Consider the following 26,277-nt stretch of genomic DNA (forward strand, 5'->3'; position numbering starts at 1 on the left):
TCATCGGCCAAGTCTAATTCCTGCAATCAGCGCCGGATCGTTTGAGGGGCGATATCAAATAGTCTCGCAATATAGTCAACACCGCCATGCCCCAGTTTCGTTGCTTCTATGCCGGCATAACGACGCTTATCCTTTTCGGACAGGCTGGTAAAAAGTCGCTACATTTTGACGTCAATGGCTTGTTCGTAACCGATCACTCGCTTTTCAATCTTTCGCTGGTTAAAGCGTTTTGTTATCGTCGATTTCTGGATCAGTTCAGAGAAGTTGTTTTTGGCGGTATCCTTAGTGCGGTTTTTTGTATATTTTCGATCAAGGTTGTGATTTGTTCGTCCAGCATAAATCGCAATTCCCATTCCAAAGCCCAATCGGCCGGCAGATCTGCAACCTGATGGTGCTCGATATAGCTTTGCTTGAGTTGGGCCTGGAATTCCGAGACTTGTTTTGCGCTGTCTCGGCGTCCACCTTGCAAAATCTCCGCAGACTGTTCCAGCGCCAGCGACAGCGCCGCGTCGAAGGCCCGGCTATGTTGTTGCAGTGCAGCGGGAAAATGGTCAAATTGCTGCCCGCTCAGCAGGCGGTAGCGTTTTCTGACCTGCAGCAGAGTCGAAAGCGTATCGGCATCGCGGATAATTTCTCGCAGCAACGTTCTTTCGTAGGCCTTGGCTGGCAAGCGGGCGTCCGGTTCCAATACGGCATGGGCCAAAAGGTCATGCGCGGCCGCTAAATCTTTTTCCGCCGCCAAGCGTAAAGGCAAGGCATAACTCAGCAGATGATCAGAATTTTGTAAACGCACCGTGAGTTTTGCCAAGGTGCGTAAGGCCGCGATGCAATGGTGGCGCGCCAGCACGGAGGAACGTCTGGGCCACAGGGCATAGTCGAGCACACCCATGACAATCAGGCCGAGCAAAATGCCGATGACCCGATCGCGAGACAGGTATAAATCCGTGACTGCGCCGAAATCATGCAACACGAAGAGGGCAAAGGAGAAGCCGAGTTGCCGGCCCAGATAGGCGATGCGATCGCTGCCGGCGGTAATCCAGGCCGACAAGGCCCAGAACGGCGCAGTGGCCAGCGCGAAGCCGATAATGGTGTCGAATTGCGGTTGCAGCACCAGGACATAAAGGTAGGCGCATAGACCGCCGATGGCGGCGCCCGATATACGCAGCAGCGACAGACGATAGTCGGCGCCGAGGCTGGTTTGCGCCGCCACCAGACAGGTTGGGATCGCGGTGTTGATGTCCGGCCAATTCAGGCCTTGCACGATCAGCATGCACAAGATCGCGCCCAAGGAAAATTTGATGCCGAATTGCAGGCTGTCGGCATGCGAGGCCCAAAATTCGTAGTCCAGCCAGACCGGCCGCCAGCTTGCCGTATCGTTAGCGCTGCTGTCCTGTTCGGCAGGTTTATCACCGCTCACGGCGGGATGATGCAATTGGCTGTTCAAGGCGGCGATGGCTTGCAGGGCTCGCCAAAAGGCGGTCAGTATGGAAGGATGACTTAACCGCGAATAATCGTGCAGTATTTCGTTGTTCAGCAAAACCTCGATGGGTTGGATAACGTCGAGATTTTCTTTCACGCCTTGCCGCAGTAACGCGCAGGCCTGTTGCAGAGCCTGATAGACGCGCAGTTTTTCCGGGTTCATCGGTTGCGCGCGATAGTCCGCCGCCAGGCTTTGATCCAGCCAAGCGGCCAGTTGGCGCAGGCCGTCGATTTCCTGCAACAAGGCCAGGTAAGTACCGTGGTGCCGGCGTATGGACGGATGCAACAGTTCGGCATGGCCGAGCAAGGCTTGCAGTTTACCGAACTGGCCTACCCCCGCCGCCTTGTGGACGGCTTTATGCTGCTCTGCAACACCGCTGTCGGCCAAACGGCGGCTGAAAATAGCTTCAGCCGCCGCCAGTTGCTCCGCCATGCCGGCAGCCAGTAACTGGCGCGGGTCCTGCGGTTTAATGCTCAGATGCACTAGCGTCCAGGTACCTAAGCCCAGCCCGCCGATGATAGGGATATTCCACAAGGCATAGTAAATGTTCTCGTCCGGTGTGCTGGGGCTATACAGCACTGCAATCGCATACCAAAGCGCAATGCCGGTAGGCCAGGCAATCAGCCGGGCGTGGAACAAAGCTAAGGCGATGATGACGAAGGATAGGCTCAGCATCAGCCATGCGTCGTTGCCGGCCACCATCAACGCCAATACCGAAATCAGCACAGTGATGAACAGGAAGAACAACTGGCGCAGACCGAAGACCAGCGATTGGCCGGCATTGGCGTAGGCATCGTAACTCAGGGAAACCAAAATCGACAGCGCCCCGAGCGGCGGCACGTATAAGGTTTGGCTGACCAGGGCGATGATCAGCGTGACGGCGAACAGGCGGATGGCGGCGACTCGCCGGCCGGGAAAGTCTCTCAGCTCCGTCGCCAGAAACTGTGTCAGACCGGTGCCGAACCAGAATCGGCTTTGACCATGCGCCGAGCTATGCCTCTCGTCTAGTTCACTCATTCCGGGGGGCCTGGCCGCCGCTCTGGTTCGACGGTGCGGCTGGCGCTGCCGATTGGTCGAGCACGGTTACGAAGGCAGTCATACCCATGCGTAGCGGGCGCTCGGGGTCGCGATCGAGAATTTCGACCCGGACCGGAAAGCGGGATGCCAGAATCACCCAGTTCAAGGTGCGTTCGACTTCGGGGAGCACGCCTTGTTGTTTGATATTATCGGGCGAATTGGCCCAGCCGATGCCGGTGACCATGCCGCGAAAGCGTTTACCGGGATAACCCACCAAGAACACTTCGGCTTCCTGGCCGGTTTGTATCGATTGCAGGTAGGTTTCCTTGAAGTTGGCGATGGCGTACCAGTGGCGATCGTCGACCAGTGCGAACAATTGGCTGCCGACCTTGGCGTATTCGCCTTCACGGGTATTCAGATTCGTGACGTAAGCATCGAACGGCGCCCGCACAAAGCAATATTCCAGATCCAGTTCGGCGGCGGTGACTTGCGCTCTGGCCGCCTCGATGCGGGCGTTGACTTCGCCGACTTGGGCGATCAGGGATTGCGCGCGGCTGCTTTCGCTTTGGGCTTCCTCGATCGCGCTGGCCATCGAGCGTTCCTTGGCTTGCGCGTTCGCCAATTCGGCCCGTGACGCATCCAGGCGCGAGCGGGCCTCTCTGAGCTGATCGGTCGTTACGTATTGCTTTTCGGCCAAGGGTTCGAGTTCTTGCAAACGATGGTGCAAATACGCGTCTTCGGCCTCGATGCGTTTGATTTCGGCGGCGGCTGCGGCGCGCTGGTGTTGCAGGCGGCCGATGGCGCTTTCCGCCGAACTGCTGGAGGCACGCCGCGATTCGACCTCTTTTTCCGCCAACATCAATTCCGCTTTGGCCCGGTTCAGTTTGGCCTGGTAAGGGCGGGGATCTATGACATATAAGAGTTCGCCCTTGCGCACGAACCGGTTGTCCTCGACATGTAATTCGACGATACGGCCGCTGACCTCGGCGGTGATGCCGACGATGTTGGCCCTGACCATGGCATCGTTGGTACGGGGGTGTTGGTAATTGATGCGCCAGACAATCGTGCCGGTGACGATCGCGCCCAACACGATCAGGATGCCGAGCGTGCGGCCGATCAGGATACGGCGTTGAAGATCAGGATTTTGCTGCATTTCCATGCGAGGGGCCCAAGCGATTAGTGGGAGTAAAACAACAGCCAGATGACAAAACTGCATAAGGCCCACAAACTCGGCGCGATTAACAGCGGCGGTCCCAGATGCGGCGCCAGGTGCAGGCGGATGAATTGCCACATCAGCAGCATACTGGTTGCCAGCCCAGCGAGAATGCAGATAATCCAGGCCGGCCAGAACGAACCTTCCAGGCTCACCATCGGATCGCAGGCAGTCAGTAGCAAGGATGAAACCAACGCCATTGCCGTTTGGGTCAGCGTTGCAATCGGCTTCATGGCGGTCCTCCAAAACAGAAAAAAGACAAATCTAATGGTTTAGCCGTCGGCCACAAACTTTCGGCCTCGGCATACCTGGATATTGGTGCAGATGCAGTATCTATCCAAGACAGGAAAACAAATCGGGGCTATTCTAATGCGATTCGGCGCTTAACGGGCAGGAATATTTGTCAATTGATTGCATCAATTTGGTTAGGCAGTTCCATTACCATATAGTCAGCATTTTCTTCTGGAATAGGCAACCATTGATGACACTATTTCTCCGCTTTCCCTGCGGCGAGCGATTCATGAATGATCGGTGGATTAACATGTCACCGGTTTACTTCATACGGTTACGGCCGATTATTCAGGCTTTAACCATGGTTTCCTTATTGGCGGCTTGTTCGCCACCCTCGTTAATCGTCGCCCCCCTACCCAGCGCACAGCCAGTAGCGCATGCCGTGCGCTGGTCGGCATACCGGATGAGCGGCGCGGCGGCGCCGGTATCCAAGCCCGAGACAGAACCGGTACTGCCGGACCAGCGGCAAACCTACGATTTGCCGGCTCTGGTCGATTTGGCTTTGCAAATCCATCCTGAAACCCGGCAAAGCTGGGAAGAAGTCAAAGCCGCCGCCGCGCGAGTCGACAAACAACGCAGTGCTTGGTATCCGACGCTGACTGCGCTGGCATTCGGACAGTATTTCAAAACCAGCATTCCCATTGTGGAAAGCGCACTGATCAGCCACGGTTATGGAGCGTTCGGCGGCCTGGAATTGGCCTGGACGCTGTTCGATTTCGGCCGGCGTGAAGCCTTGGTTGACGCTAGTCTTGAACGCCTGGGCGCGGCGCGGTTCGCGTTGACGCGCAAGCATCAGCAAATTGCTTTCCAGGTCGCCACCCGCTTTTTTAGCTATCAGGCGGCCTTGGCTAAAGTGACGGCGGCGCAGCAGACTTTCGAGTCGGCTAAGACCAATGCCGAGGCGATCATGGCCAAGCTCGCACAAGGCTTTGCTACCCGTCCCGAGTTATTGTTGGCACTACAGGAAAAGGCGAAAGCCAATTACGACTTACAGGATGCGCGAGGTTCGATGACGCAGGCCCGAGCTGAATTGACGACCAATGTCGGCGTTTCGCCTTCCCATGCTTTGCAATTGGTGGATCTCAGCCAAGTGCCCCTACCGGACAGGTTGGAACCGTCGGTCGAGCACATCGTTGACGAAGCCCTGGCGCAACGCCCGGATCTGATGGCCCAGCTTTCAGAATTACGCGCTCGCGAGGCGGAAGTGAAAAAGGCACGAGCGGAATTTTGGCCCAAGCTGTCGTTGAAAGGCAATGTCGGCAACCAATACTGGGGCGACGTACAGACTAATCCGCCGAGTCGGCAAAATTATTCAAGCGAAGATCTGGTTGGCACCGCGATGTTAAATCTGGAATGGAAGTTGTTCGACGGCTTCGAGCGCAGCAGTGCCGTCAGAGAAGCCGAAGCCAGGCAGCAGGCCGGCCAGGCCCAGGTTGAAGCCTTGCGCCTGGAAATCATGCGCGATATCTGGCAGGCCTACGCCGACACCAAAACCGCGCTGGAAAAACGCGAATTCGCCCAGGCCTTGTTGCGCGCTGCCGAAGAGTCTTACGCCGCGACGCAGGAATCTTACAACCACGGCTTTTCTACTGTGATCGAGCTGTTGTCGGCACAAAAGGATCTGGCCCGCGCCCGCTATACCGAAATCGATAGCCGCGCCGGATTGCTGAAGTCCGCTACCGCGTTGGTTTATGCAGCGGGGGGAAAGGCTGAGGAAGATTAAACTGCTGCCCAAAGTAATATTGTTTGGAGTCTGAATGCCTGTTTCGGATGAATAAACTGACTTCGAAATCATATTAGCGAGAGGCCGATAAGTGTTACAGCCTGAAAACATAAATCGCAGGACCTGCAAACAGCCATTTTTTCGGCCTGGCCAATAGCCAACCCCTTCGACCCGAATTGATTGCCAATAGGCCGGCATTATTTGCCAACAGCCTGCAAACATCGCTCAGGCCCCACATTGTGTGCCAATAAGAAATCAGATAGGAATCCCAATCGCCAACAGGCTGTTCTGCAATTTCTGTGTCCGGACTGGAGTCAGATTGCCCTGCAAGAATGAGCATATTTCAGCAGGCTTGGTATCGAGCAGTTCAGCCAGTGTCTTGGCATTGTAGCCGTGACGGGTTAAGCGCTGCCCTAACCTGTTGCTGTCTTTGGCCAAAGATGCTTTTCAACCCTGGTTTGATTATGATTGATGCCAAAAACTTTCTGTTTTTGGCATCAATTACGGAAAACTCTGCTGAGAAATAATCGGAAATTGGCTTCACGGAATTTTCTGGGGTTTGGCCTTATATCCCCTATCTGGCACTCACCTGGCAAGCGATGGTATCAGCCCTCACTTGCACAGCCTGGTCCTTGATGGAAAATCAGCTCGGCCACCGGTTCACCGCCGATCAGATGTTGATGAATGATGCGATCGAGGTTGGTATCGTTGACATTGTAATACCAGACCCCATCCGGTTGTACGCAGACGATCGGTCCCGCTTTGCAGGTGGCGAAACATGACACCCGGGTACGCTTGACGCGCAATGCGCCCTGATCCAACCCGGCAGCCTTGAATTTAGCGCCCAGGCTGTCGAACAGCGCCTGCGATTCACCGTTCAGCGTGCAGCGCGGTCCGGTGCACACCAGCAGATGGCGTCTGTAGTCGCCCATTTTGGGTTTTTCCGGCATTACCGTCTCAGTCATCGCTGGTCACCTCTTCAGTTTCCGTATCTTCGACAGCGACAATAGCTTGTCCATATTGCTCACAAGCGCTACGGTAAGCCTTGAGCGCGACGGCATCGAATGCCTCGCCAGCCTTCACCAGCAACAGCGAGAAAACCACCGAACCGCGCGCATCCATCCAATAGATGCCGTGTTGCCTATCGCCCTGGCTTAGAAACCAGGCGCTGTCAATATGTTGCCGGTCGACATGCAGATGACAATAGTCGTTGGTCATATTCAGCCAGTCCCCGCGGCGGGTGAAATCCTTAGCTTCCAACAGCAGTTCGGCCACTGCGCCGGTCTCGCTGCGGATCACGGCACGTAGCCGCCCCCAGTCTTTGGCGGCGTTCAGCACCGCATCGACTTGGTCACTAGACGTCCATCGCGCTTGCCGATCGCCCGCTTCATCATCAGGCTGCGCCGCGGCAATGGCGGCCAGAATCTCGCCTAACGGCACGTCAAAGTGCGCGGCCGTTTCACGCAGCGTAACGGTCGGATTTTCGCGCAGATACCTGCGCACGCAGGCATGCCAGCCAGTCAGTCCCATGCTCAGGGAGCGACCCGCCTGTTCGCCGGTTTTCGCGTCGCCGGTCAGGTTGTCGTATTTATTGGCATAACCGCGCGGGGTGATCATCAGACCGTCGCGGGCGAAAGTACTACTATTGCCGATCAGTACCGTGCAAAGCATGCCGATCTCGCAATCGGCCATCTGCGCCAGCGTGGTCATCTGGATCGCCTGACGCTGACGATAGCCGGATTTGACGATGGCGACCGGCGTGTCAGGGCTGCGATGTTGCAGCAGGATGCGTTGCGCCTCGACAATCTGGCCGGTGCGCCGGCCGCTTTTGGGGTTATACAGTGCCACGACGAAATCTCCGCGTGCCGCCGCTTCCAGCCGTCGGGCGATAGTCGGCCACGGGGTGAGCAGATCCGACAACGAAATCGAACAAAAGTCATGCGTCAGCGGTGCGCCGACCAGCGCGGCACAAGCATTCAGTGCCGTAGCGCCGGGAACTACTTCCACCGTGATGTCGCTGTCCGGCGTCCAGCCGGCCTGCAACAGCACTTCGTAAGTCGGCCCGGCCATGCCGTAAACGCCGATGTCGCCGGATGAAATCAAGGCCACCGTTTTGCCCAGCAAGGCTTGATCATAAGCTTCGATGCAGCGGTCGATCTCTTCAGTCATGCCCTTGCGCACGACTTCCTTTCCTTCCAATAGCTCCTGCACCAGTTTGATGTAGGTGGAATAGCCGATCACCACATCGGCCTCGGCGATAGCGGCTCGGGCCCGGTAAGTCATATGTTCCGGCGCTCCGGGGCCGAAGCCTACCAACAGAATTTTGCCTTTCTTCATGCGTTGTTCTCTTTCATGCTTGCGATTGATACCGTGGCGTTCTTGCCATCCTCGCCGCGGTATTTGTGTTTTTCCAGCAGCAGTGCGCGCATATCGGCGTCTGCCGCCAGCAATGCGGCCGCCTCAGCGACGGCAGGCGTACCCATGTACTTGCGCACGGTTTCGGAAGGGTTGGGCACCGGCACCTGCGCCAATTGCTGCGCGGTAAAAAAATACAGCGGCCAGTCATGCTCGTCAGCCAGTTGCAGAATGGCCGTCTCGTCGTTTTTCTTGTCGATACTGGCGGCGCCCGCGACGGCGGATTGATCCAGTCCGGCCACAGCCAGTGCCTGTTCGACGGCCGTGCGCAGAGTGGCTAAAGATGTGTTGCGGTCGCAGCCCAACCCCAGTATGACTTTCATCAGTCCTGCCCCAGTGGTGGCCGGTAGACTACCAAACGTTCGGCGAGCTGCGTCCACAGTTCCGGGGCAATATCACGGCGGGTCACCCAGAGCACCGCCTTGAACCGCGACAAATCGACTGCCTCGAAACGCTCGAACAGATGAATATTGGCAGGCAGCGGCGTGGGCCGTGTCCACCAGTTTTTTGCGCCCGCTTCCTGCACGAAAGCAATAGGCTCATTGTTGACGACATGCGCCGAGACGCGGGTAATGTTGAGCTTCGGCGCCTCGACCTGCCAGCCCAGCTCACGGCCGAGAATATCCACCGGGATGGTCTTGCCGACATCTGAGGCCGTAGTCAGCACGGGCTCGGCGCCCAGTAAAGCAGCTACATGTTCGGCAAAAGCATTGGCGCCGCCTACGTGCCCGGATAATACCGGGATCACATAGCGAGCCGCATCATCCACGACCACGACGCCCGGGTCTTCATCTTTGGATTTAAGGTGCGGTGCAATCAGCCGTACCACGGCGCCCAGCGAAATAAACAGCACCAGCTGGTCATAGCGAGTAAACAGCCTGCCCATATTGGCGCTCAGTGCGCCGGGCAATACTTCAACAGGATTGCTGATGGCAGGCAGTTCGGCGGCGAATTTTTCCGATACGGTCAGACACGCTTCGCGCAATTGTGCGGCCAGGCGCAGGGCTTGGGATAAGCCGTGCTTGGTAATCGCTACCAGCGCGACACGGGGCTGTGAGGGAGTGATCATAAAGTCTCTTCAGTGGATTCAGATGTTTTTTTGCGGCAGCCGCGGATCATTTCGCCACGCTGACGATCAGGATTGCGCACCAGCAGCAGTGACAAATAATTGACCTTCTGCCCGCGCAATTGCAGCACATCGCGCTCAATACGCTCTTGCGGCGTGCCGGCCTTTTCGACGAAAGCGGCATTGGCTGACAATGCACGCCGTTCCAGCAAATCGAGAATATCATCCAACAAAGGTTTCACCTTCAGCAGCACCAACGTGTCGAAGTCATTGAGCAGGCGTTCGATCATGGTGATGCCGTAACTGGCCGGGATAATCGCCACGGTTTCGTCGGTATCGGCCAGCGGCATTGCTACGCGGGCCGCAACGGCATTAAACGACGGCACGCCGGGAATCGTTTCGATGACGATGCTTTCGTCCAGCGCGCGCACAGTGCGGGCCAAATGGCCGAAGGTCGAGTAGGTGGAGGCATCGCCCTCGACCAGGAACAGCACGTCCTGACCGGCGTGCAATCGAGTCAGCACCGTTTCGGCGGCACGCAGCCAGTAGCCGGCCAGGATGTCAGCGTCATGGGTCATCGGGAAAATCAGCGGCGAGTGCGCTTCAGGCAGCGTCAGACCCGCACGCAATGCAATTTGCAGTGCATGGCTTTCGGCATCCTTGCGTCGTACCGGATAAGCCCAGTGTGCGTCAGTACGCTGCAATAATTCCCAGACATGCCGGGTAATCAGTCCCGGATCGCCGGGGCCGAGTGAGGCGCCGATTAGCCGGCCGCTTTGTGGTTTAGTCATGGCTTTGTTCCAAGTTTTGCTCACTGCAGTCCAGATCGCGCTGGTGGGCGCAGACAATCCAGATCGGGTTTTCTGCCTGCATGCGGTGCATATTCAGGATAGGCTGACTGCGTGCAGCTTGCAGTTGAGTCACATCCCATTGCGCCCCCGTTGTTTTCAACGTGCCAATCGCGGTGGTTATATTTTCGAAGGTGGCAAAATTCATCACCAGATTGCCGCCCGGACGGAGCCGTTGCAGGCAAAGCCTGATCAGTTCGTTTAACTCGCCGCCGGAACCGCCGATAAACACCGCATCCGGGTCGGGCCAGTTTTCCAGTCCGGCCGGCGCACGGCCATGCCGCAATGTATAGTTGCTGACTCGCAGGCTGGCCCGATTGCTGAGGGCAATCGCGGCATCGGCTTCGTTCTTTTCGATGGCATAGACATGGCCTTGCGGGCACAATCTCGCCGCTTCCAGCCCGACCGAGCCGGAACCTGCGCCGATGTCCCACACCACGCTGTCCGGCGATAAAGCCATTCGTGCCAGCGATACCGCCCGGACTTCCCGTTTGGTAATCAGCCCTTTGTCGGGTTTGCGCTGGTTAAAGCGATCATCGGGCAGCCCAAACAGGGCTTCGCGAGCGGCGGGCTGACGGCGGCGTAGCAGGACGATATTGGGATCGGCAAAGCTGCGCTCAGCGGCCGCATTGACAGTCAGCCAGGCAGAAACCTGCTCCTGATCCTGCAGCAAGCATGCCGCTACGGCCATCTCGAATTCGTCCTCTAAAGCCTCGATTTGCAGCATCCGGGCGATGCGGGCTGGGGTGTTTTCCGGGCTGGTGAAGACAGCCGTTAAATCGGACTGACGCAGTACGGACAGCAAACGGTACAAGCCATGTTCCGGCATGGCGCCAATAGTCCATTCGCCGGCATCGCGATGGTGCACCGAGCTGATGCGAACGTCCTGCCAGGCCAATCCCAGCTTTGCGCAGGCCAGTTGCAGTGTGGACAGATTGGACAGTATATCCACGCCTGCACGGCCGAGCTTGTTGATCAGAAAACCGGCAATGCCATGGCATAAAGGATCGCCCGTCGCCAGCACCACGACCTGCTTGCCGGCCTCACGGGCCGCACTTATCCAGGCAGGGACTTGCGGCAAATTGCCGGTCAGATCACGACGTTCGGCATCGACGCGTATTGCATCGGCAAATAATGCCAAGGTACGGCGGCCGCCAATCACCAGATCGGCAGATCGTAGCTGCGCCAGTGCTTCCGGCGTTAAGCCTGCAGCGCCATTGTCCAGTACGCCGATAATCCGGCAAGGATGGGCCATATCAAATATCTCCTTCAACTTCCGCCAGTTTGTTGCCATCAAAATCGCACATTAACACCCGCAAGCGGAATTTGCCGGCGTAGCGTTGGCTCAAGGTGGCGATGACCCGCCGACCCAGGGCCGTGTAAAATTCGCTTATCAAGCCCAGCTCTTCCATACGCTCACTGGCGTAGCGGGCCATTTCCGATTGCCTGATGTCGTCGCAGACGGCAGCCGGCGCCCCGATTTCGGAGGCAAGTTCCGCCAGCAACTCGGTATCTACCGCGCTGCGGTTGGCGTGCGTGATGGTTTCGCCCTGGGCGATCTTGGTCAGCTTGCCGACCATGCCGCCGATCACGACCTTGCGAATGCCGCATTCGACCACAGTATCCAGTGCGTACTTGAGAAAGTCGCCCATCTGCACGAAACAGGCCGGCGCCAGTTCGGGAAGCTCCTGCATGGTGAATTTCTCCGTGCGCCCGCCGGTAGTCAGCACCACGGTATCCTGGCCTTGATTGGCGGCCACTTCAATGCCCTGAATCACACTGGCCCGAAACGCCGCCGTGGAATAGGGATGAACGATACCGGTAGTGCCGAGGATGGAAATGCCGCCGATAATGCCGAGGCGATAATTGAGCGTCTTTTTCGCCATCTCTTCGCCGCCCGGCACGGAAATGGTCACTTCAATTCCTGAGCGCTCCAGCAAGGCGCCTGCCGCACTGCGCACATTGGCTTCGATGTTGCGTCGCGGCACCGGATTGATGGCCGGACCGCCTACTTCAAGTCCCAGGCCCTGCATAGTGATAGTACCGACGCCTTCGCCACCTTTCAGCACTACCGACCCGGGCGCCTCCGGCAACAGCCGCACATCGGCGGTCAATGGCGCCTTGTCAGTGACATCAGGATCATCGCCGGCATCCTTGATGACGACAGCGTGCGCGGCATCGCGATCACAATATCCGTCACAGACGGCAAAGCGTACTTGCTGGCCGTTGGGCAGGTCACAATCGACCGTCTCGGGCACGGCACCGTCTACCAGGCCTAATACCGCCGCCCGTGCGGCTGCCGAGGAACAGGCGCCGGTGGTGTAGCCTTTGCGGGTGCCTTTGGCTTTCTTTTCCATGCGCCAGATCAGCCGGCCGCTTTCTGTTGCGCTTCGGCCAGCGCCAGCAAGGCGTGGATCGCCGCCACAACTAGAGTAGAGCCGCCCTTGCGGCCGTCAATGACGATCCAGGGAATGCTGCTGATTTCACTGAGTACCGCTTTGGATTCGGCGGCCGAGACAAAACCCACCGGCATGCCGATCACTAAGGCAGGTTTGATCAGCCCGTCGTTGATCATGCGCACCACTTCCAGTAGCGCAGTCGGCGCATTGCCGATCGCGATGATGCCGCCATCCAGCAGATTCAGCCGCTGCGCCTTGCGCATGGCCTGCACGGCACGGGTGCTATTTTCGGTTTTGGCCTGAGCGATCACATCCTCATCGGCGATGAACTGATGCGTGACGACGCCAAAATGCTCCAGACGTGGCTTGGACAAGCCCACACAAATCATTTCCACATCGGCGACGATAGGCGCACCTTGGCTGATGGCCTGTAAACCGGCGGCCACCGCATCCGGATGAAAACGGGTCAGGCCGTTAAATTCAAAATCCGCCGAGGCGTGGATCATGCGTCGCACCACCTGCCATTGCTGCTCGCTATAGCGGTGCGGCCCGGCTTCGTGGTCGACGATCGCAAACGAGTCGTGCTCGATCTGGCGGCCGGCGTCGGTAAGTTGTTCGGTAACGATATTATTCATAAGATAACCTGCTTAGGCGTGATGATGGCTATGGCCATGATCAGCGGCGAATTCGCGGTATTTACAGCCGTCGCATTCCATCATGGCAGGGGATTGCATCTGAGTGGCTTCCTCGATGCGCTGTTCCAGCAACGCGTAAATTTCGTCCTCAAACCCCAGATAATCGGCCTGGGCAAAGTGGATATGCGGATACTGGGTTTGCAAGCGCGCTATCTGTCGATGGATGCGCTCGATCAGGGTGCCGGTGAACAAGTAGTACGGCAGCACCACAATCTGCCGCATGTCCAGCTTGACCTGGCGTTGCACCATCGATTCCAGACGTGGATGGGTGATGCCGGTAAAGGCGATGTCCACCATCGGATGATCGCCGTCCTCGTACAGCCAGCGAGCCATTTTAGCCACTTCACCGTTGGCGACCCGGTCGGACGAGCCGCGGCCCAGCAGAATAACGCCGGTGTTGCGTGGGTCAGGCATGTCCAGGCTCGCCAAGGCTTTACGCAGATTGCGCTTGAGAATAGCCAGAATGTCCTCGCTGGCGCCCAGGTGGCGGCAATAAATAAATTCAACCTCTGGATGCCGCAGGCGGGCATGCTCGATATGCTCGGGTATTTCCATCTTGACGTGGCCGGCAGCATTGAGGATCAGCGGTACCACAACCACTCGGCCACCGTGCTGAGCCGCGCGATCCAGTCCTGCGTCAATCAGCACGTCCGCAAACTCGATAAAGCAGACTTCTACGCGTCGTTGCGGTTGGCGGGCACGCCATTGTTCGGCGAAGGCTTCGACTTCGCGATTGCCGGACGCTTCGCGCGATCCATGTCCGATCAATAAAATGGTTTGCTTATTCATAGATATTCTGTCTCATGATTTGACGGCTTTGCGGAAACGGTGTGAAAACCCGGCTTCGTAGAGTTTTGAATGGCGAATTTCGGGCCAATGGCGAGCGCCCAATGCCGGGCTGGCGATAATCATCGCCTGGCTGTTGATTTTCTCGGCGCGGCACTTTTCGCGAATATCTTTAAGCGTTCCTCGAACGAGCTTTTCTTCGTTTGGCCAGCTGGCTTTTTGCACCACCAGAATCGGCGCCTCTTCAGCCCAGCCTGCGGCAAGCAAAGCCTGTTGCACGTCCGACAGCAGCGTTATGGATAAAAAAATGCACAAAGTGGTGTGATGCGAGGCCAGAGACTCCAGCTCCTCGCCTGCCGGCATGGGCGTGCGCCCGGCCACGCGGGTGAAGATCACGGTTTGCGTTATCTCGGGCAGTGTCAGCGTTTCGCCGGCCGCGGCAGCCGAGGCCATGGCCGAAGACACGCCCGGCACTACGGCCCAGGGTATGCCCGCTGCATCGAGTGGTCGCACCATTTCGACCAGTGCGCCATAAAGCCCGGGGTCACCAGTCTGCAGCCGCACCACGGTTTTATGCTGCCCCGCCTGTTCTATCAACCAGCCGGTAATCTCTTCCAGAGTCATATCCTTCGAGTCGCGGATCAGGCAGGAATCAGGAGCGTATAAAGTAGCGGCCTCGTTGACCAGGGAGCCGGCATAGAGTATGGCACCGGCCTGCTGCAGTAAGCGCTGGCCTTTTACGGTGATCAGTTCCGGGTCGCCGGGACCTGCGCCGACGAACCAGATTTGGCCGTTAATGGCTTCGGTTTTATTAGAAAGAGTCATTCGCTTTTGTCTTGCAAACGGTTAAATATCAGTGCCGACAGCATGCCCAATGCCATCCAGAACACAGCATTACTGAGCGCACTGGCCCAGCGGAACTGGTTTTGTAACAACGCCGGCGCCAGGCTTTCAGCCATTTCAGGCTGCGGTGCGCCAAGCAGATGCGGTATCAGCAACAGCAGCAGGCCGGTCATCCGTAGCGGCCAGCGGCCTTGTAGAAAAATCAGCCCAAGCCCGCCCGCCGTAGCCAGCGCCGTGCCCAGCCACCAGTATTGCCTGAGCATCAGTGCTGCCGCTGTCGTGCCCGGCAAATCCGGCGGCAGGCCTATGGCCGGCGCGGCAAAAAATACCGCATAGCCGGCCAACCCCCAGGCCAGCCCCTGCCATATGCCTGTTGGCTTGCGCAAAGCGTACAGCCCAGTCAGCATAAGCGCAAAACCGACGGCCATTACGACATTACTGCTTGCCGTCGAGAGTGTTCTCTGCCAGCCATCCTCCGGTTGCCAGGCCGTTTCATCGTGGGCATGGCCGGCGGTAGGCTCATGAAAAACCGCTTCAGCAGCTGTTTCATAAGTTTCCGCCTGCAGAATCAACGGCGTCACCCAAAAAATCTGTAGCAAGGATAGCAACAGTGCGGCCACGCTGCCGGCCAGCGTAGCAGAGAATACGATGTGCTTGAACATGCCGACGCTAGTGGCAAGGAAAGCCGGTTGCGTGGCGGGTGTCGTGCGTGGCGTTATGTACTTCGGCCATTGAGGCAAAGCCGACGATCAGTAGCAGTGCAAAGCCTAGCATAATAGCGGACAAGGCAGAAATCAGGCGTGCAGCGGTTAAGCCGGAAGCGTGTCTGGAATGGGTTTCAACGAGCATGTCGGGTCTCCTGATTAAAGTAAGGGATTGGAGCGACCGCCATAAGGAAATACGAATGCGCAAATACAGCCATAGCTGCAGACTGGCATACGGCTCCCCTCCGGAGTCGGTATCCTTCATATGACCAGGCCGGTCTTCTGGCTTGCCGTCATCTGAATCATTCGCCTTCCCACACTGACCGCGCAGTGGCATATGAACGATTCATCAGGCTTACAGCAGCGGGGGCTGCGCCGGCTTTGACTGAGGTTAAACGCTCAATGCACCGGACTTCCCGTTTCACCCTGACGCACAAACCGCGCGCCAGGGCACCTAATCATTCAGTCCAGTATAAACTAATTGGAGTGTTAATTGAATGTACTCCTTACTTTTACTGTTGAAGCTGGGCTGCATTTGTTATCTCGAAACGCCTAAGCCCATGCCGACAACTTATTAAGCCCAAATGAAATTCTGGTCTCAGATCACTTCCTGATAGGCGCAGTGCATGTAAACTAACGTATTATCAAACTCTTGAATAAAAGAAAAGTTATAGGGTACGTGAAAAATGACAGAGTTGAATGCTTTGCCCAGCTTCTGTATAGGCAAAGCGGACACTGGCGATGAGCTAATACGGGAATTATTGAATAGCTATTCCCAACCTAATAAGAGACATTCCCGTGAGTGTTGTTATGTCAAACGTTTGACTGGTCATTAAGCTTTTATTAGAAAGGGATCGTGACAGTTGCCCGAGCCATGCGCGGTTCAACTGGATGTTTCAGAATACCCGTCTGCGGCGAAGCACCAGCAGGATAGGCATATTGATAAGCGTAAGCAATATCGTTGGCGGTCGAATCGAAAATATTGAAGATATCGACTTCCAGTTTATATCTTTTTTGCTGGTAGCCCGCCCCTAAATTGACGATGCTGGTCGAATCGGACCAGAATGCACCGGAAGGGTCCAGCGGCATGTCATCAAAGTGGCGCAACCGTACCGTGCCGAATAGGCCGTTAGGGGCAACCACCGTAGCACCCGCTGAGATAACTGTGCCGACGGAGTTTGGGATATAGTTGTTGGTTTCACCCTCTGGCATCGCCACATACCGTGCCGAACTAAAGGCAAAGTCCGCATCCAGCGTCAGCCAACCGGTCGGCTTATAATCATTGGTCCATTCAACGCCGTATCGACGGGATTTCCCTTTGACTTCAGTGGTACCGGCATCGCCTGCAAACACCAGTTCCTGATCGCTCTCCAGCCACCAGAATGCCAGGGTACTGTTCAAGCCTTTGATAAAGTTGCTGCGAATGCCTGTTTCAGCGCCGCGTGACTGCGCTAGAGGCGAGATCCTGGCGGCACTGCTGTCTAGCGCTGTAGCGGTATTGGGATCGAATTGCAGCGTCGTGCCCCGCGCATCGTTGGAATGATAGCCGAAACCGCCATTGATAAAGTATTCAGTCTTGTACCAGGGGCCGATGACCAGGCTTAGCTTCGGGCTGACTAGCGCTTGCCCTCGACTGCCTGAATTTGCCGCCTTGACATGAGGATCATGCGTAGCCGTGTCGAGCACCGTGACATCGTCATGGATAAAATCTCCTCTTAAACCAGCAATGGTACGCACTTTTTCATGCCAATAGGTCTGGTTCTTGAGATAAACCCCGGCAGTGGTCTCACTGACCTTACTGTGACTGACTGTGCTGAGATAGTGCCGACCGACAGTGTGATCCAAACCTATGCCCATGATTTCATCATGGCGAAGCTGAAGCCCCACGGTGTTGTCCATGTCAAAACCGGACAGCTGGCTGTAGCGGGTATGTTCGATATTGCCACCCGCCTGTACTCGATGTTCAAACTGGTGTATCTGATCACCGTTGACCGGGTTGTCTAAATAGCCAGTGAGATTGGAGAATAAATCCACATCGTAGTACAGCGCATAGATATTGGCGTCATTTTTCCAGTTATCGCCTTTGTTCCAGAGATTGGTTGAAAAACTGTAGCGGTTGGTTTTGCCGCCATCCGTGGGATCCATAGTGCCGTAAAGGTCGAGCGTGCCGTTATCAATTAAGGCTTGAGGGATCTGGTTGGTCGCCGTCCAGCTGTTGGTATAACCCTTACCGTTAACCGATAATCCCCAGTCGCCTCTATCAAGCGAGTAACGCAGCATGCCGTTAAATTTTTTTGTATCCTCCGGTTGCTGCCAGACGCCGTTATAGAAATTGAACTCGCCAGCATAAAGTAGATCGCCGCTGCCGACTTGGTTGGAATTAGCGACTAAAGCACGGTAATAACCGAACTCGCCGCCAGTAAACTTCAACAGACCTGCAGGCAATTGGTCCATCAAGAATATTTTCGAATAACCGGCTGAGGAAAAATCGCCGATTTCCGCATAATACGGGCCTTTGCCGTATTCAATCTTCTTTACCAATTCCGGGATGACGCTATTGATGTCCATATAACCCTGCCCATGGGCATGGGTAGGCATGTTCATGGGAATGCCGTCGACGTAGGTCGTAAAATCCGTACCGTGATCGAGATTGAAGCCGCGCAGGAAATACTGATTGGCTTTGCCGGAACCACTGTGCTGGTTAGCTAACGCCCCAGGTACTACTTCCATGAGCTCGCCGTTACGGGACATCGGGCGGTATTCGAGTTGTGCCTGGCGGACTTCGCCCTGCGACGCTGAGCCAGTCGTGCCAATAAGATCATTTTCTCGCCCGGCTTCGACGACCATTTCCTCTAGTTCCACAGGTTGAGAATCGGCATTAACCATGGCGCAGCTCAGGCCCAACAATCCACCTATAGCCAAGCAGATTTTAGAGTTTTGTTTTTTAATACGCATGGCAACTCATGTCCTGACTGTCAAACTGGACATGACAACCATCCTATCGGGAGGATTTTTGGGTGTTTTCTGCGTATGTAACCGGGTAGTAATACCGGTAAGTAATAAGCTGCCGAAGATAAGTTCTTGCATGTTGGTCCCCTGCGCCGCCCGCGCATAAAGGTTGTAGTACACAACAGAGGACTAAAGAAAATGAGAGAGGACGCAAACGCGAAGCTGCACTGCCATTTTCGCTGACAGCCCTCCGCTGCATCGAATCAAACTTTCGGGCCGGTCTCCGGGCTTATAAGTGGCGGAAGCCTGAATCGTCACCTTCCCATGCATAGCACAGTGGCATTTTGACGATTCTTTTACTTATCTACCGTTGCGGGGGCAGCGTCGGCTTTGGTTTAACCTGACCGACTTCCCGTTTAATCGTCAGATAAAAAACCTGACAGAACCTGAAAGCAGGCGGCAATTATAAGAGGTAATAGAGATAAAGCAAATTTCCGGCGTAGTGCTTGATGTCAAAAGCAATGACAATTCTCGACAACTTATCCATGTCATGGCGTTGTCCATGTAACGTCTCAGTAGTCACAGGTTGCCACTGCATGAATCAGAGTAGATAACTGCGGAGTTTTTTGATCATCCAGTGGCACAACTTAAATGTGAATTAAGAGCTAATTTGTAAAAAATTCCAGAAAAACAGAGCCGCCGCAAGTTTGCCGAAGACATGCACCATCAGTCCATTGTAAGAACGCACTTTACTGGCACATTCAATGCCTGTCTTTGCTTCAATCCAGGCAAATAACGCTTCAATCGGTTGCCGAACGCGAGAAACCGCGGTGGACAGCCATTGATCCAGGGGTTCCAGATAGCGTTGCCTTTGTTGTTTTTTAACCGGTATCAGGACAGCCAGGTTCTGGGCTTGCCTGACGGCTTCGGCATCGGGCCGTTGATAAGCTTTATCGCCATACAGTTCATTGTTGTGCAAGTACGGACGAATCTGATCAAATATCTTGCCCTCATGGGCGCTGGCGCCCGTCACACCGATATATCCAGGTATTGGCAATGAGCCCGACTGGCGGCGCCCTATGACATGCACCCGAACGCCATAATAGTACAGCTTCTTTGTTGAGCAGTAGCCTGAGTCAGCCAACGCTTTCGCCACACAAGCTTCAAACCGGCGACCTGGCTTGGCCAAGGCCACCGGGAAGGAGTCAATCAGCCAGACTTGCCTGAATTCTTGGCCTCTTGTTCTTGCTGAATCAGTGCCAATAAGGGCGCAAACACATCGGCCACCCGATTCAAGCGCTGCACATACGTCACATAACTGGGTAATCTGGGAAATCAGGCGCGTAAATGCCGATCCGCATAAGCATAGTTGATAATGCTTGGAGACATAGAGATAAATCGTTATTAATCGCTCTTGCCAGTTCATGCGTTACTTTAATTTGTTGAGGGTGAGTGGTGTCTTCCTCAATAGTTTAACGGTATGAACTGGCTTCTATTCAGCTCTTAATTCGCATTTAAGGTCATTCCTCTCCAGCAAACGCTGGATGGGCTTATGTATGTTGGCGCCGATAACATAAGAAATATCCTTGTCCAGATAGAACGACAACATGCCGTTCACCAGGTTATAGCGCAGCGCGTCTATGTTCTCGGTAATGGTTTCCGACTCAAAATCGACGATCATGGGACCGTTTGCGCCTGTATATTCATCAGCCGATGAAATCAACAGCGCGGCCGAACCGTCGCCGAACAGGGAAGTCACGACCGCTGTTTCCATGCTGCTGCCCACATAGTAAGCGGATGAGCAGACTTCTATGGCCAACAGCAAGGCCTTCTTGCCAGGGTTCATCCGGACATAGTCGGTGACCACCTGCAGACCGTTGATACCGGCGTTGCATCCCATTCCCAGAATGTCGGTTCTTCTTACGTCCGGTCTGAAGTTAAGTATCTTTGCAATATGGGCAGAAACCCCGGGGCAAAGGAATCCGGTACTGGTAACACAGGCCAGATAGCCAATGTCACGGGCATCAGATTTTGCTCACGCAAACATTTGTTAATGGCCGCCGCTCCCATTTTCAAACTGCCGCTCAAATGCTTCTTCTGCAAAGTAGCGCTGTCTTCCTGCTATATCAAACCATTTTTGCCCGGTTCAGGGAAATAAAGGAAGCGTTTCCGGATATGAGAGTTTTCGAAAAGTTTTTAATCCTTGCCTGTTTGTGGCCAAACATGTCCGCTATGATCGTTTGGTCATAGCGCGTGTTTGGATTTGCTGTCCCCAAGCCAATGACTCGCGGATATGGTGCTGAATTTACTGACATACTGAACATCCTTCATTCAATCAACAATAGTATTTGTCTTACTCGCCCTTAGTTCGTGCAGGAACGCCCGCCCAAACAAATTAAGCGCTGATTTCCGCGTTGACGTCGCCTCATTAATGGAAATTTTGGCTATTTGTAATGCCCAGGCCGGTTTGGCCATAATTATTTTCAGTAATGCCGTCACTTCGTCTTCAAGCTGGGCAGCAACCACTGTTTTTGTCACCAACCCCAGACGATGCGCCTCACTGGCGTCCAGTCTGCGTCCACAGATGACGATTTCTTTAGTGAGGTTTTGCCCGACGCGCAGGACCAGCCTCTCGATGCCGCCGGCAGCCGGAATAAGCCCGATATCAACCTCGGGCAACCAGAATCTTGCATTATCGGCGGCCACGATAAAATCGCACGCCAGCGCCAGTTCAAACCCGCCGGCGATGGCATACCCTTTAACCGCTGCAATGGAGATGATCGACGCATGGTAGAGCTCTTCAAAAATTCTTCGGCTTTTTAAATTGATAACGTCCCGATAACTCCTGTGCGCTATTTCCTTTAGATCGGCCCCTGTACAAAAACTGTCGGACGGGGAACCGATCACAACCGCCTTCAGCGTCTGGTTTGTCAATACTGTCTTAATCGCAGAGTCCAGCTCATCAAGCATCTCGCTGTTATAAGCATTAAGCCTATCGGGCCGATTGAGGGTGATATAAGCTATAGATTCATTGATCGTTAATTTGACAAACATGTCGCCGCCCTCGCCCTAATCGTTTTACGCTATCTTGCGCTTGTTGTACTGCGATTCAACCAGCTCAACTACTAACTCGGCCTCAAGCTCAAGCGCCGATTTTCGATCCATTCGTCTACCGGCCAGAACAGACTTCATGATGTAGTTGATCGCCTTGACGGATTTATTGCCCAGCATCTGATGCAAAACATCAAAAGCCTTATCTAACACTTCCAGCCTGGGGATGGCGTAATGCGCAAGCCCTATTTCAACGGCCTTGTCCGCTGTAATGTATTCCGATGACGGCAGCATGGCGCTTTGCCCGAGCACCCATATATGGCAGGCCAAAGCCAGTTCGAGCCCGCCGCCGAAACAAGCGCCGTTGATGGCCGCAACAACCGGGACCGGGCTTTCCTCAATTCTTTTTACTTCAATGTCTTCATTGACAGTTTCGATAATAATGCCGGCATGGCTTATCGATTCCATCTTCGAACTGGCGAAATAGCTATTCTCCCGGTCAGCGGCCTGGTCTTCGGTGGCCGCGCCGTATTTAAGCTGGCGGCTGACTGTTTTTTTCCATTTTCCGTTCAAATTCTCGGCTTGCCCGGGCATGCGGGTGATTGCAGTAACCTTGAATCCCTTGCTTAGCAGAAAATCGATAATGGAGATCCTCATGCGTCCAGCGCCAATGACTGCAATATGATTGTCCATAATGTCTGCCTTTAGTTTGAATAACCTTCGGCCCTGAGCAAATAACCGGCCTGCATGAATTTGCTGACCTCGGTGACGAAACTCAGGATTTTTTCGTTGTTCTTTAAGTTTTCGTGACGCATGATCTGGTCGATGCACATGAACGCCATCGGAGGCCCGCAGTATCCGAGCTTGTTCAGCTTGGTGTATAACGCCGAACGCGGGATGCCTATCTCCAGAATTTCCTCCAGCAAAATCTCCGTAATCTGCTTGCTGGGCAGGTTGATTTGCATGAACCTTATGTCGCCAAGCGTTAAGCTAAGCTTCGCTATCATGCGTTTCATCCCTGCAAACATGACTGATTTCCCGCTTGCGTCCTGAAATGTGCCGGAATGCAGCGCATTTCTGAAGCTTTGCTGGACGTGATGCGCCGCAGTCTCATATTCCACTAGCGGGGACATCGGCCTTGCAGGGCGATTGTCGTGCATGATGGATTCGCGTCTGCACCCTATGGACTCAAGATAATTGCCTTCAACCACCAGGCCGGGCTTATCGGCGTCATATCCCGAAACCACTATTGCCGCCGCACCGTCGCACAGGAACCAGCGCATAAAGACCGTTTCCCGGTTCAGCTTGGGTTGGTTGTAGTATTCCGGCATCATGGCCGGCGAGATCATATTCGATGAAATGACCAGCGCTCTCTTGGCATACCCCGTCTTGATCAGCTCAGATGCGATAAAAAGGGATTTGTAGGCGGACGTGCAGTTGGAACAAATAGAAAATTCCGCACAATCCTCAATGCCCAACGCCTCCTGGATCCGCACCGATGCCGGCGGCATCTGGTTTTGCTGGGCAGACCCGTAACAGATCAGATCGATATCCGACGGCTTCAGCCCCGCCGCATCAAGCGCCATCTTTGCCGCTTTTACCGACATCGTCACATTGTCGTCGGTAAATTCCCGGGTCTTGCTATCAAAAGCGTAATAGTAATTCTCCATCGCCAGCATATCTTTCATGACCGAGGTCATGTTGTCGATCCATTGACGCACCCGCTTGGGCGCTTCGGGGATATCGCCCAGATAGCGCTGAATTTCGTCGAAAGGCACCGGATCGCCGGGCAGATAGGCGCCCGTCCCTATTATCTTTGCTGCTCTCATGCTATGTTGTCTCCACGCTGGCCATTTCCTGTCAATCAGGAATTGACATCAACCTCGCACTCGTCGGCAAAGAATTCTTTTACAAGAGTTGATACTTCTTGTTTTATTTCGGTCATTTTTTATTTCCTCACTTGTTTATAAATCTTCAACTGCGTCTGTCTATTTGAACTTCACTAGCGGCACTACCGCGTTATGTCCGCCAAACGCGAATGAATTCGAAAGGAAATGGATCCGGAGGCATAAAGTGCACCGAATATACCCATGCTATATCCACTGATATAATCGGCTAAGCCTCTTCTTTTAATATAAGTGTCGTAGACAGCGCATGAGGCGGTATACTCTATAACTTGCCTATCGAAATCATTCAGTTTGTGATGACTCTTGTTTAAAATACGGTCCAGCACATCTTTCGATAGTAATTCTGACAGGTTATAGTTATTGGATTTAATCCATTGTGTTAATACCTCATGCACGGAATCTATCATATTTTATATATTAGTTATTCCTGGAAATATGAATGCTTATTTTGTTTTATACATAACGATACAATATAGGTTTTTAGGATTTATAAAATACCTATCAATTAACCACAATAAATACCGAAATAACACCCATAAAATAATATTAAACTTAGAAAGCTATTTTAGTGATTTGAAAAGTAATATCACGGTAATATTCCACAAAAAATGTGTGAAAATTACATAAGCTGTAATTGCTCAGCGCTCGGTACAGGTTATAAGGAATTCCCCCGGATGCTCTCCTGCATAGCCTCATTCTGGATATGCTTTCCTGGGGGCTCTCTAAGTTCTGTTAGCGGCAAATAGAAATGTGGGGAGCGTGCAGCCAAGGAACTGTCCGTTTTTTACCGGAGCACAGCGCTGATTTCTTGGCTATACGTTTCTTGTAGGTCGCCCAAATGCCGGGGCCTTTATTCCGGGCAGAGCCGGTGCTGGAATTGAAAATTTATTCGAATTTATCGGATAGCTGATGGTTGCGCGCCACTTTGACAAGATGCGTTATGGCTTGCAGTTTTAGGCGGAATGCAGAGTTCCGCTCTGCTGAATCGCTTCATTCGTCAAATTGAGAAATCACCGGTAAATTAACTTATTTTTAATATGGTTTCTGCTATGTTTATTGCTGACTGATAAGGTCGACATAACAACAAGGAGCTAACTTTGAAAAACAAAAAAATCTTATTCTCTAGAGCAGCCGCGTTTGTGGGCATGGCGGTATTAGGTGCGCCGGTTTGGGCAACGACTAACGTACAAGTCGGTGCAAGCGGCAAGACATACGCATCCAGCGCGGTGCAATGCGCTGCCAATCCAGCTACCGGCGAGCAATCGCCGGTAATAGAAGCCGGTCTATTCAATCCAAAACAAGGGGTGAGCGCCGCCGTATCGCTGAACGGTGCTTCTGTGGCAACTGTCACAACCGATAACCCGGCCGCTAGTGTCTGGCTGGCCGATGGCGGCAACACTGTAGTAGTGGCGCTCAGTAAAAAAACCGCCGATAGCTATGCGTTTAACGTACAACCAGGCATGTGCGCACTCCCGGACACCACTGGCAATACCTTCAGCGCCGACGGCACACTGGAATATGCCGCCAGCAATAAATCTTACGCGACGGTAACGCCTGGTTGTGCATTGAACGCCAGAACCGGCATGGCGCAACCGTATGTAAACCTGTTCGATAATGGCTCTTACCTGCTCAATGTTTCCGTCAATGGCGCACCGCTGACACAGCTAAGCTCAACCCGTCCTCATACTCCCGTCTTTCTGAGCGCTGGCCAGAATGTTATCTCAGCCGCCAACGGTTATCTCTCCACAGACTATTATGTTCGCGATGGCGGGGACGGTACCTGCACACTGCCGTAGCAGCGCAATACACCATGCAGTAGCATGACATCGGCCTATCTTCGTATGCATGCGGCGGCAAAACAAAACCCAGAGGCGCGGAATTACCGCGCCTCGTTCAGGTCATTTTATAACTCTCCGGTTCCTGGTATTTCGTTCAGCTTGTCTATTGCCGTCTTTTATACAATCTTATAATGTCTAGGTAACCGGCAACCGCGCGAGACGGACCGTTCGGAAAGAAGCGCCCTGCTTTCGGTTGTCCGATTAACTGGAGTGTTAGGGCGAGGCGCGCAAGCATCATCGTTGCGGTGGCTGCCATTGCTGGTAGCCAGACCCATAAGAACTCTGACTTCAAGACCACTAGACCGCGCTCCGACAGGAACCTGGACATACCGAGAGGAGACACTTCGACTGGATGAAGGGGCATAAAATATCGATGCTCCGACCAGGGCCAAAGGAGGGCGATTCCCAGACCGCCGTTTGTCAGTGTGTCCAGCACTCCGTGCGAACTCACAGCGATAAACAGAAATAAGAGCGCGCGGAGAAAATTTGTTTGGAGGAAGCGATAGAAACAAGCGAATAGCAACGCAACGACAAATGCAAACAGCAGCGAATGGGAAAACCCTCGATGACCGAACTCCGCTGCATATGGAATGCCGATGCGAAACGCGATGACGTCGAGATCAGGCAGGATCGAGCCAATAACACCGCACACTAATAAGGGAGCGGGGACTAGCTTGCGGCCTAGCCCTAGACCAATGGCTAATGGTACAACTGGATGCGTAAAGACGGTTGGCATATGCAATCCCTAACGTTTGACATAAGGGATTCGCTTTAGCGCGTCCCGCTTGATGGAAGGGCTAGGGCTAGTTTTTGATGCGTGTTTCATATTTGACTCCTGCTTTTTATAGGGAACGACAAGACCTTACAACGGGAATACCAGAAAAGGAAAGATGCAAGGCCCTCTGAAAATTTCCGCTTGATATCCTTGTTTTTGACACTGCTGTACCCAATATACTTCTGCCCATTAGCTTTTGCGGCTTGCTTATTCTCGACCGCCTTGATTTGAAGATTATTTCGCCAATCTTGGATGTTATCTGGCAACCTGAATCTCC

General features: G+C 54.2%; 25 protein-coding genes and 2 riboswitches. Of the genes, 2 read left to right on the forward strand and 23 right to left on the reverse strand.

Annotated features, from left to right (window positions below):
• Positions 1-250: 250 nt before the first annotated feature.
• Genes IT781_RS05550 through IT781_RS05560 form a run of 3 tightly spaced genes read right to left on the reverse strand, consistent with a single transcriptional unit; the run spans position 251 to position 3,943 of the window.
• A complete protein-coding gene (locus tag IT781_RS05550; RefSeq protein WP_194969146.1) occupies positions 251-2,497 on the reverse strand; it encodes an FUSC family protein in 2,247 nt (748 codons plus the stop codon).
• On the reverse strand, positions 2,490-3,656 hold the full coding sequence (locus IT781_RS05555; RefSeq protein ID WP_194969147.1) for a biotin/lipoyl-binding protein: 1,167 nt from the start codon (positions 3,654-3,656) through the stop codon (positions 2,490-2,492). The genes IT781_RS05550 and IT781_RS05555 overlap by 8 nt, the downstream gene beginning before the upstream one ends.
• Before the next feature lie 17 nt (positions 3,657-3,673).
• A complete protein-coding gene (locus IT781_RS05560) occupies positions 3,674-3,943 on the reverse strand; it encodes a YtcA family lipoprotein (protein WP_228778947.1) in 270 nt (89 codons plus the stop codon).
• A 248-nt stretch (positions 3,944-4,191) separates the two neighbouring features.
• On the opposite strand from IT781_RS05560, the gene IT781_RS05565 reads away from it, so the two are divergent.
• Positions 4,192-5,724, forward strand: a complete 1,533-nt coding sequence (locus tag IT781_RS05565) for a TolC family protein (RefSeq protein WP_228778948.1) — start codon at positions 4,192-4,194, stop codon at positions 5,722-5,724.
• Between the two features lie 255 nt (positions 5,725-5,979).
• Here IT781_RS05565 and IT781_RS05570 read toward each other — a convergent pair whose 3' ends face one another.
• From IT781_RS05570 to IT781_RS05660, 19 genes are all read right to left on the reverse strand, one after another.
• A complete protein-coding gene (locus IT781_RS05570; RefSeq protein ID WP_194969148.1) occupies positions 5,980-6,162 on the reverse strand; it encodes a phosphoribulokinase in 183 nt (60 codons plus the stop codon).
• Positions 6,163-6,329: 167 nt separating this feature from the next.
• Entirely contained in the window at positions 6,330-6,689 is a 360-nt protein-coding gene (locus IT781_RS05575) for a ferredoxin (protein WP_194969149.1), read from the reverse strand.
• Positions 6,682-8,061, reverse strand: coding sequence for a precorrin-3B C(17)-methyltransferase (gene cobJ, locus IT781_RS05580; RefSeq protein WP_194969150.1), 1,380 nt, complete (start codon positions 8,059-8,061; stop codon positions 6,682-6,684). Before cobJ ends, IT781_RS05575 begins: the two co-directional genes overlap by 8 nt.
• Positions 8,058-8,462: a cobalamin biosynthesis protein gene (locus IT781_RS05585; protein WP_194969151.1), complete on the reverse strand. Its 405-nt coding sequence runs from the start codon at positions 8,460-8,462 to the stop codon at positions 8,058-8,060. Before IT781_RS05585 ends, cobJ begins: the two co-directional genes overlap by 4 nt.
• Positions 8,462-9,208, reverse strand: a complete 747-nt coding sequence (locus tag IT781_RS05590; RefSeq protein ID WP_194969152.1) for a cobalamin biosynthesis central domain-containing protein — start codon at positions 9,206-9,208, stop codon at positions 8,462-8,464. Before IT781_RS05590 ends, IT781_RS05585 begins: the two co-directional genes overlap by 1 nt.
• Positions 9,205-9,996: a precorrin-2 C(20)-methyltransferase gene (gene cobI / locus IT781_RS05595; protein WP_194969153.1), complete on the reverse strand. Its 792-nt coding sequence runs from the start codon at positions 9,994-9,996 to the stop codon at positions 9,205-9,207. Before cobI ends, IT781_RS05590 begins: the two co-directional genes overlap by 4 nt.
• On the reverse strand, positions 9,989-11,308 hold the full coding sequence (cbiE, locus tag IT781_RS05600) for a precorrin-6y C5,15-methyltransferase (decarboxylating) subunit CbiE (RefSeq protein ID WP_194969154.1): 1,320 nt from the start codon (positions 11,306-11,308) through the stop codon (positions 9,989-9,991). Before cbiE ends, cobI begins: the two co-directional genes overlap by 8 nt.
• Before the next feature lies 1 nt (position 11,309).
• Positions 11,310-12,410: a cobalt-precorrin-5B (C(1))-methyltransferase gene (locus IT781_RS05605; protein WP_194969155.1), complete on the reverse strand. Its 1,101-nt coding sequence runs from the start codon at positions 12,408-12,410 to the stop codon at positions 11,310-11,312.
• 8 nt (positions 12,411-12,418) lie between these two features.
• Positions 12,419-13,087 carry a precorrin-8X methylmutase gene (locus tag IT781_RS05610; protein WP_194969156.1) on the reverse strand — a complete coding sequence of 223 codons (669 nt, stop codon included), beginning with the start codon at positions 13,085-13,087 and terminating at the stop codon, positions 12,419-12,421.
• A 12-nt stretch (positions 13,088-13,099) separates the two neighbouring features.
• A complete protein-coding gene (locus IT781_RS05615) occupies positions 13,100-13,936 on the reverse strand; it encodes a sirohydrochlorin chelatase (protein ID WP_194969157.1) in 837 nt (278 codons plus the stop codon).
• A gap of 12 nt (positions 13,937-13,948) precedes the next feature.
• Complete coding sequence (gene cobM / locus IT781_RS05620) at positions 13,949-14,758, reverse strand: precorrin-4 C(11)-methyltransferase (protein ID WP_194969158.1); 810 nt, start codon at positions 14,756-14,758, stop codon at positions 13,949-13,951.
• Entirely contained in the window at positions 14,755-15,438 is a 684-nt protein-coding gene (locus IT781_RS05625) for a CbtA family protein (RefSeq protein WP_194969159.1), read from the reverse strand. The genes cobM and IT781_RS05625 overlap by 4 nt, the downstream gene beginning before the upstream one ends.
• Before the next feature lie 7 nt (positions 15,439-15,445).
• On the reverse strand, positions 15,446-15,625 hold the full coding sequence (locus IT781_RS05630; RefSeq protein ID WP_194969160.1) for a CbtB domain-containing protein: 180 nt from the start codon (positions 15,623-15,625) through the stop codon (positions 15,446-15,448).
• A 109-nt stretch (positions 15,626-15,734) separates the two neighbouring features.
• Positions 15,735-15,953, reverse strand: a riboswitch (cobalamin riboswitch).
• A gap of 370 nt (positions 15,954-16,323) precedes the next feature.
• Positions 16,324-18,435: a TonB-dependent receptor gene (locus tag IT781_RS05635; protein ID WP_194969161.1), complete on the reverse strand. Its 2,112-nt coding sequence runs from the start codon at positions 18,433-18,435 to the stop codon at positions 16,324-16,326.
• Positions 18,436-18,685: 250 nt separating this feature from the next.
• Positions 18,686-18,894: riboswitch (cobalamin riboswitch) on the reverse strand.
• A 193-nt stretch (positions 18,895-19,087) separates the two neighbouring features.
• The gene (locus tag IT781_RS05640; protein ID WP_228778949.1) at positions 19,088-19,855 is read right to left on the reverse strand and encodes a transposase; all 768 of its coding nucleotides are present in this window, start codon (positions 19,853-19,855) and stop codon (positions 19,088-19,090) included.
• Positions 19,856-19,921: 66 nt separating this feature from the next.
• Complete coding sequence (locus tag IT781_RS05645) at positions 19,922-20,443, reverse strand: hypothetical protein (RefSeq protein ID WP_194969181.1); 522 nt, start codon at positions 20,441-20,443, stop codon at positions 19,922-19,924.
• Between the two features lie 317 nt (positions 20,444-20,760).
• Positions 20,761-21,483 carry an enoyl-CoA hydratase/isomerase family protein gene (locus tag IT781_RS05650; protein WP_194969162.1) on the reverse strand — a complete coding sequence of 241 codons (723 nt, stop codon included), beginning with the start codon at positions 21,481-21,483 and terminating at the stop codon, positions 20,761-20,763.
• Between the two features lie 24 nt (positions 21,484-21,507).
• Positions 21,508-22,173: an enoyl-CoA hydratase-related protein gene (locus IT781_RS05655; RefSeq protein WP_228778950.1), complete on the reverse strand. Its 666-nt coding sequence runs from the start codon at positions 22,171-22,173 to the stop codon at positions 21,508-21,510.
• Between the two features lie 11 nt (positions 22,174-22,184).
• Positions 22,185-23,309, reverse strand: coding sequence for a 3-oxoacyl-ACP synthase III family protein (locus tag IT781_RS05660; protein WP_194969163.1), 1,125 nt, complete (start codon positions 23,307-23,309; stop codon positions 22,185-22,187).
• A gap of 1,175 nt (positions 23,310-24,484) precedes the next feature.
• Here IT781_RS05660 and IT781_RS05665 point away from each other — a divergent pair.
• On the forward strand, positions 24,485-25,183 hold the full coding sequence (locus tag IT781_RS05665) for a hypothetical protein (RefSeq protein WP_228778951.1): 699 nt from the start codon (positions 24,485-24,487) through the stop codon (positions 25,181-25,183).
• Positions 25,184-25,328: 145 nt separating this feature from the next.
• Here the strand turns inward: IT781_RS05665 and IT781_RS22820 are convergent, their stop codons facing one another.
• Positions 25,329-25,961: a metal-dependent hydrolase gene (locus IT781_RS22820; protein ID WP_194969164.1), complete on the reverse strand. Its 633-nt coding sequence runs from the start codon at positions 25,959-25,961 to the stop codon at positions 25,329-25,331.
• Positions 25,962-26,277: the final 316 nt, after the last annotated feature.

It is taken from the genome of Methylobacter sp. BlB1 (assembly GCF_015476545.1).
Lineage (GTDB): Bacteria > Pseudomonadota > Gammaproteobacteria > Methylococcales > Methylomonadaceae > Methylobacter.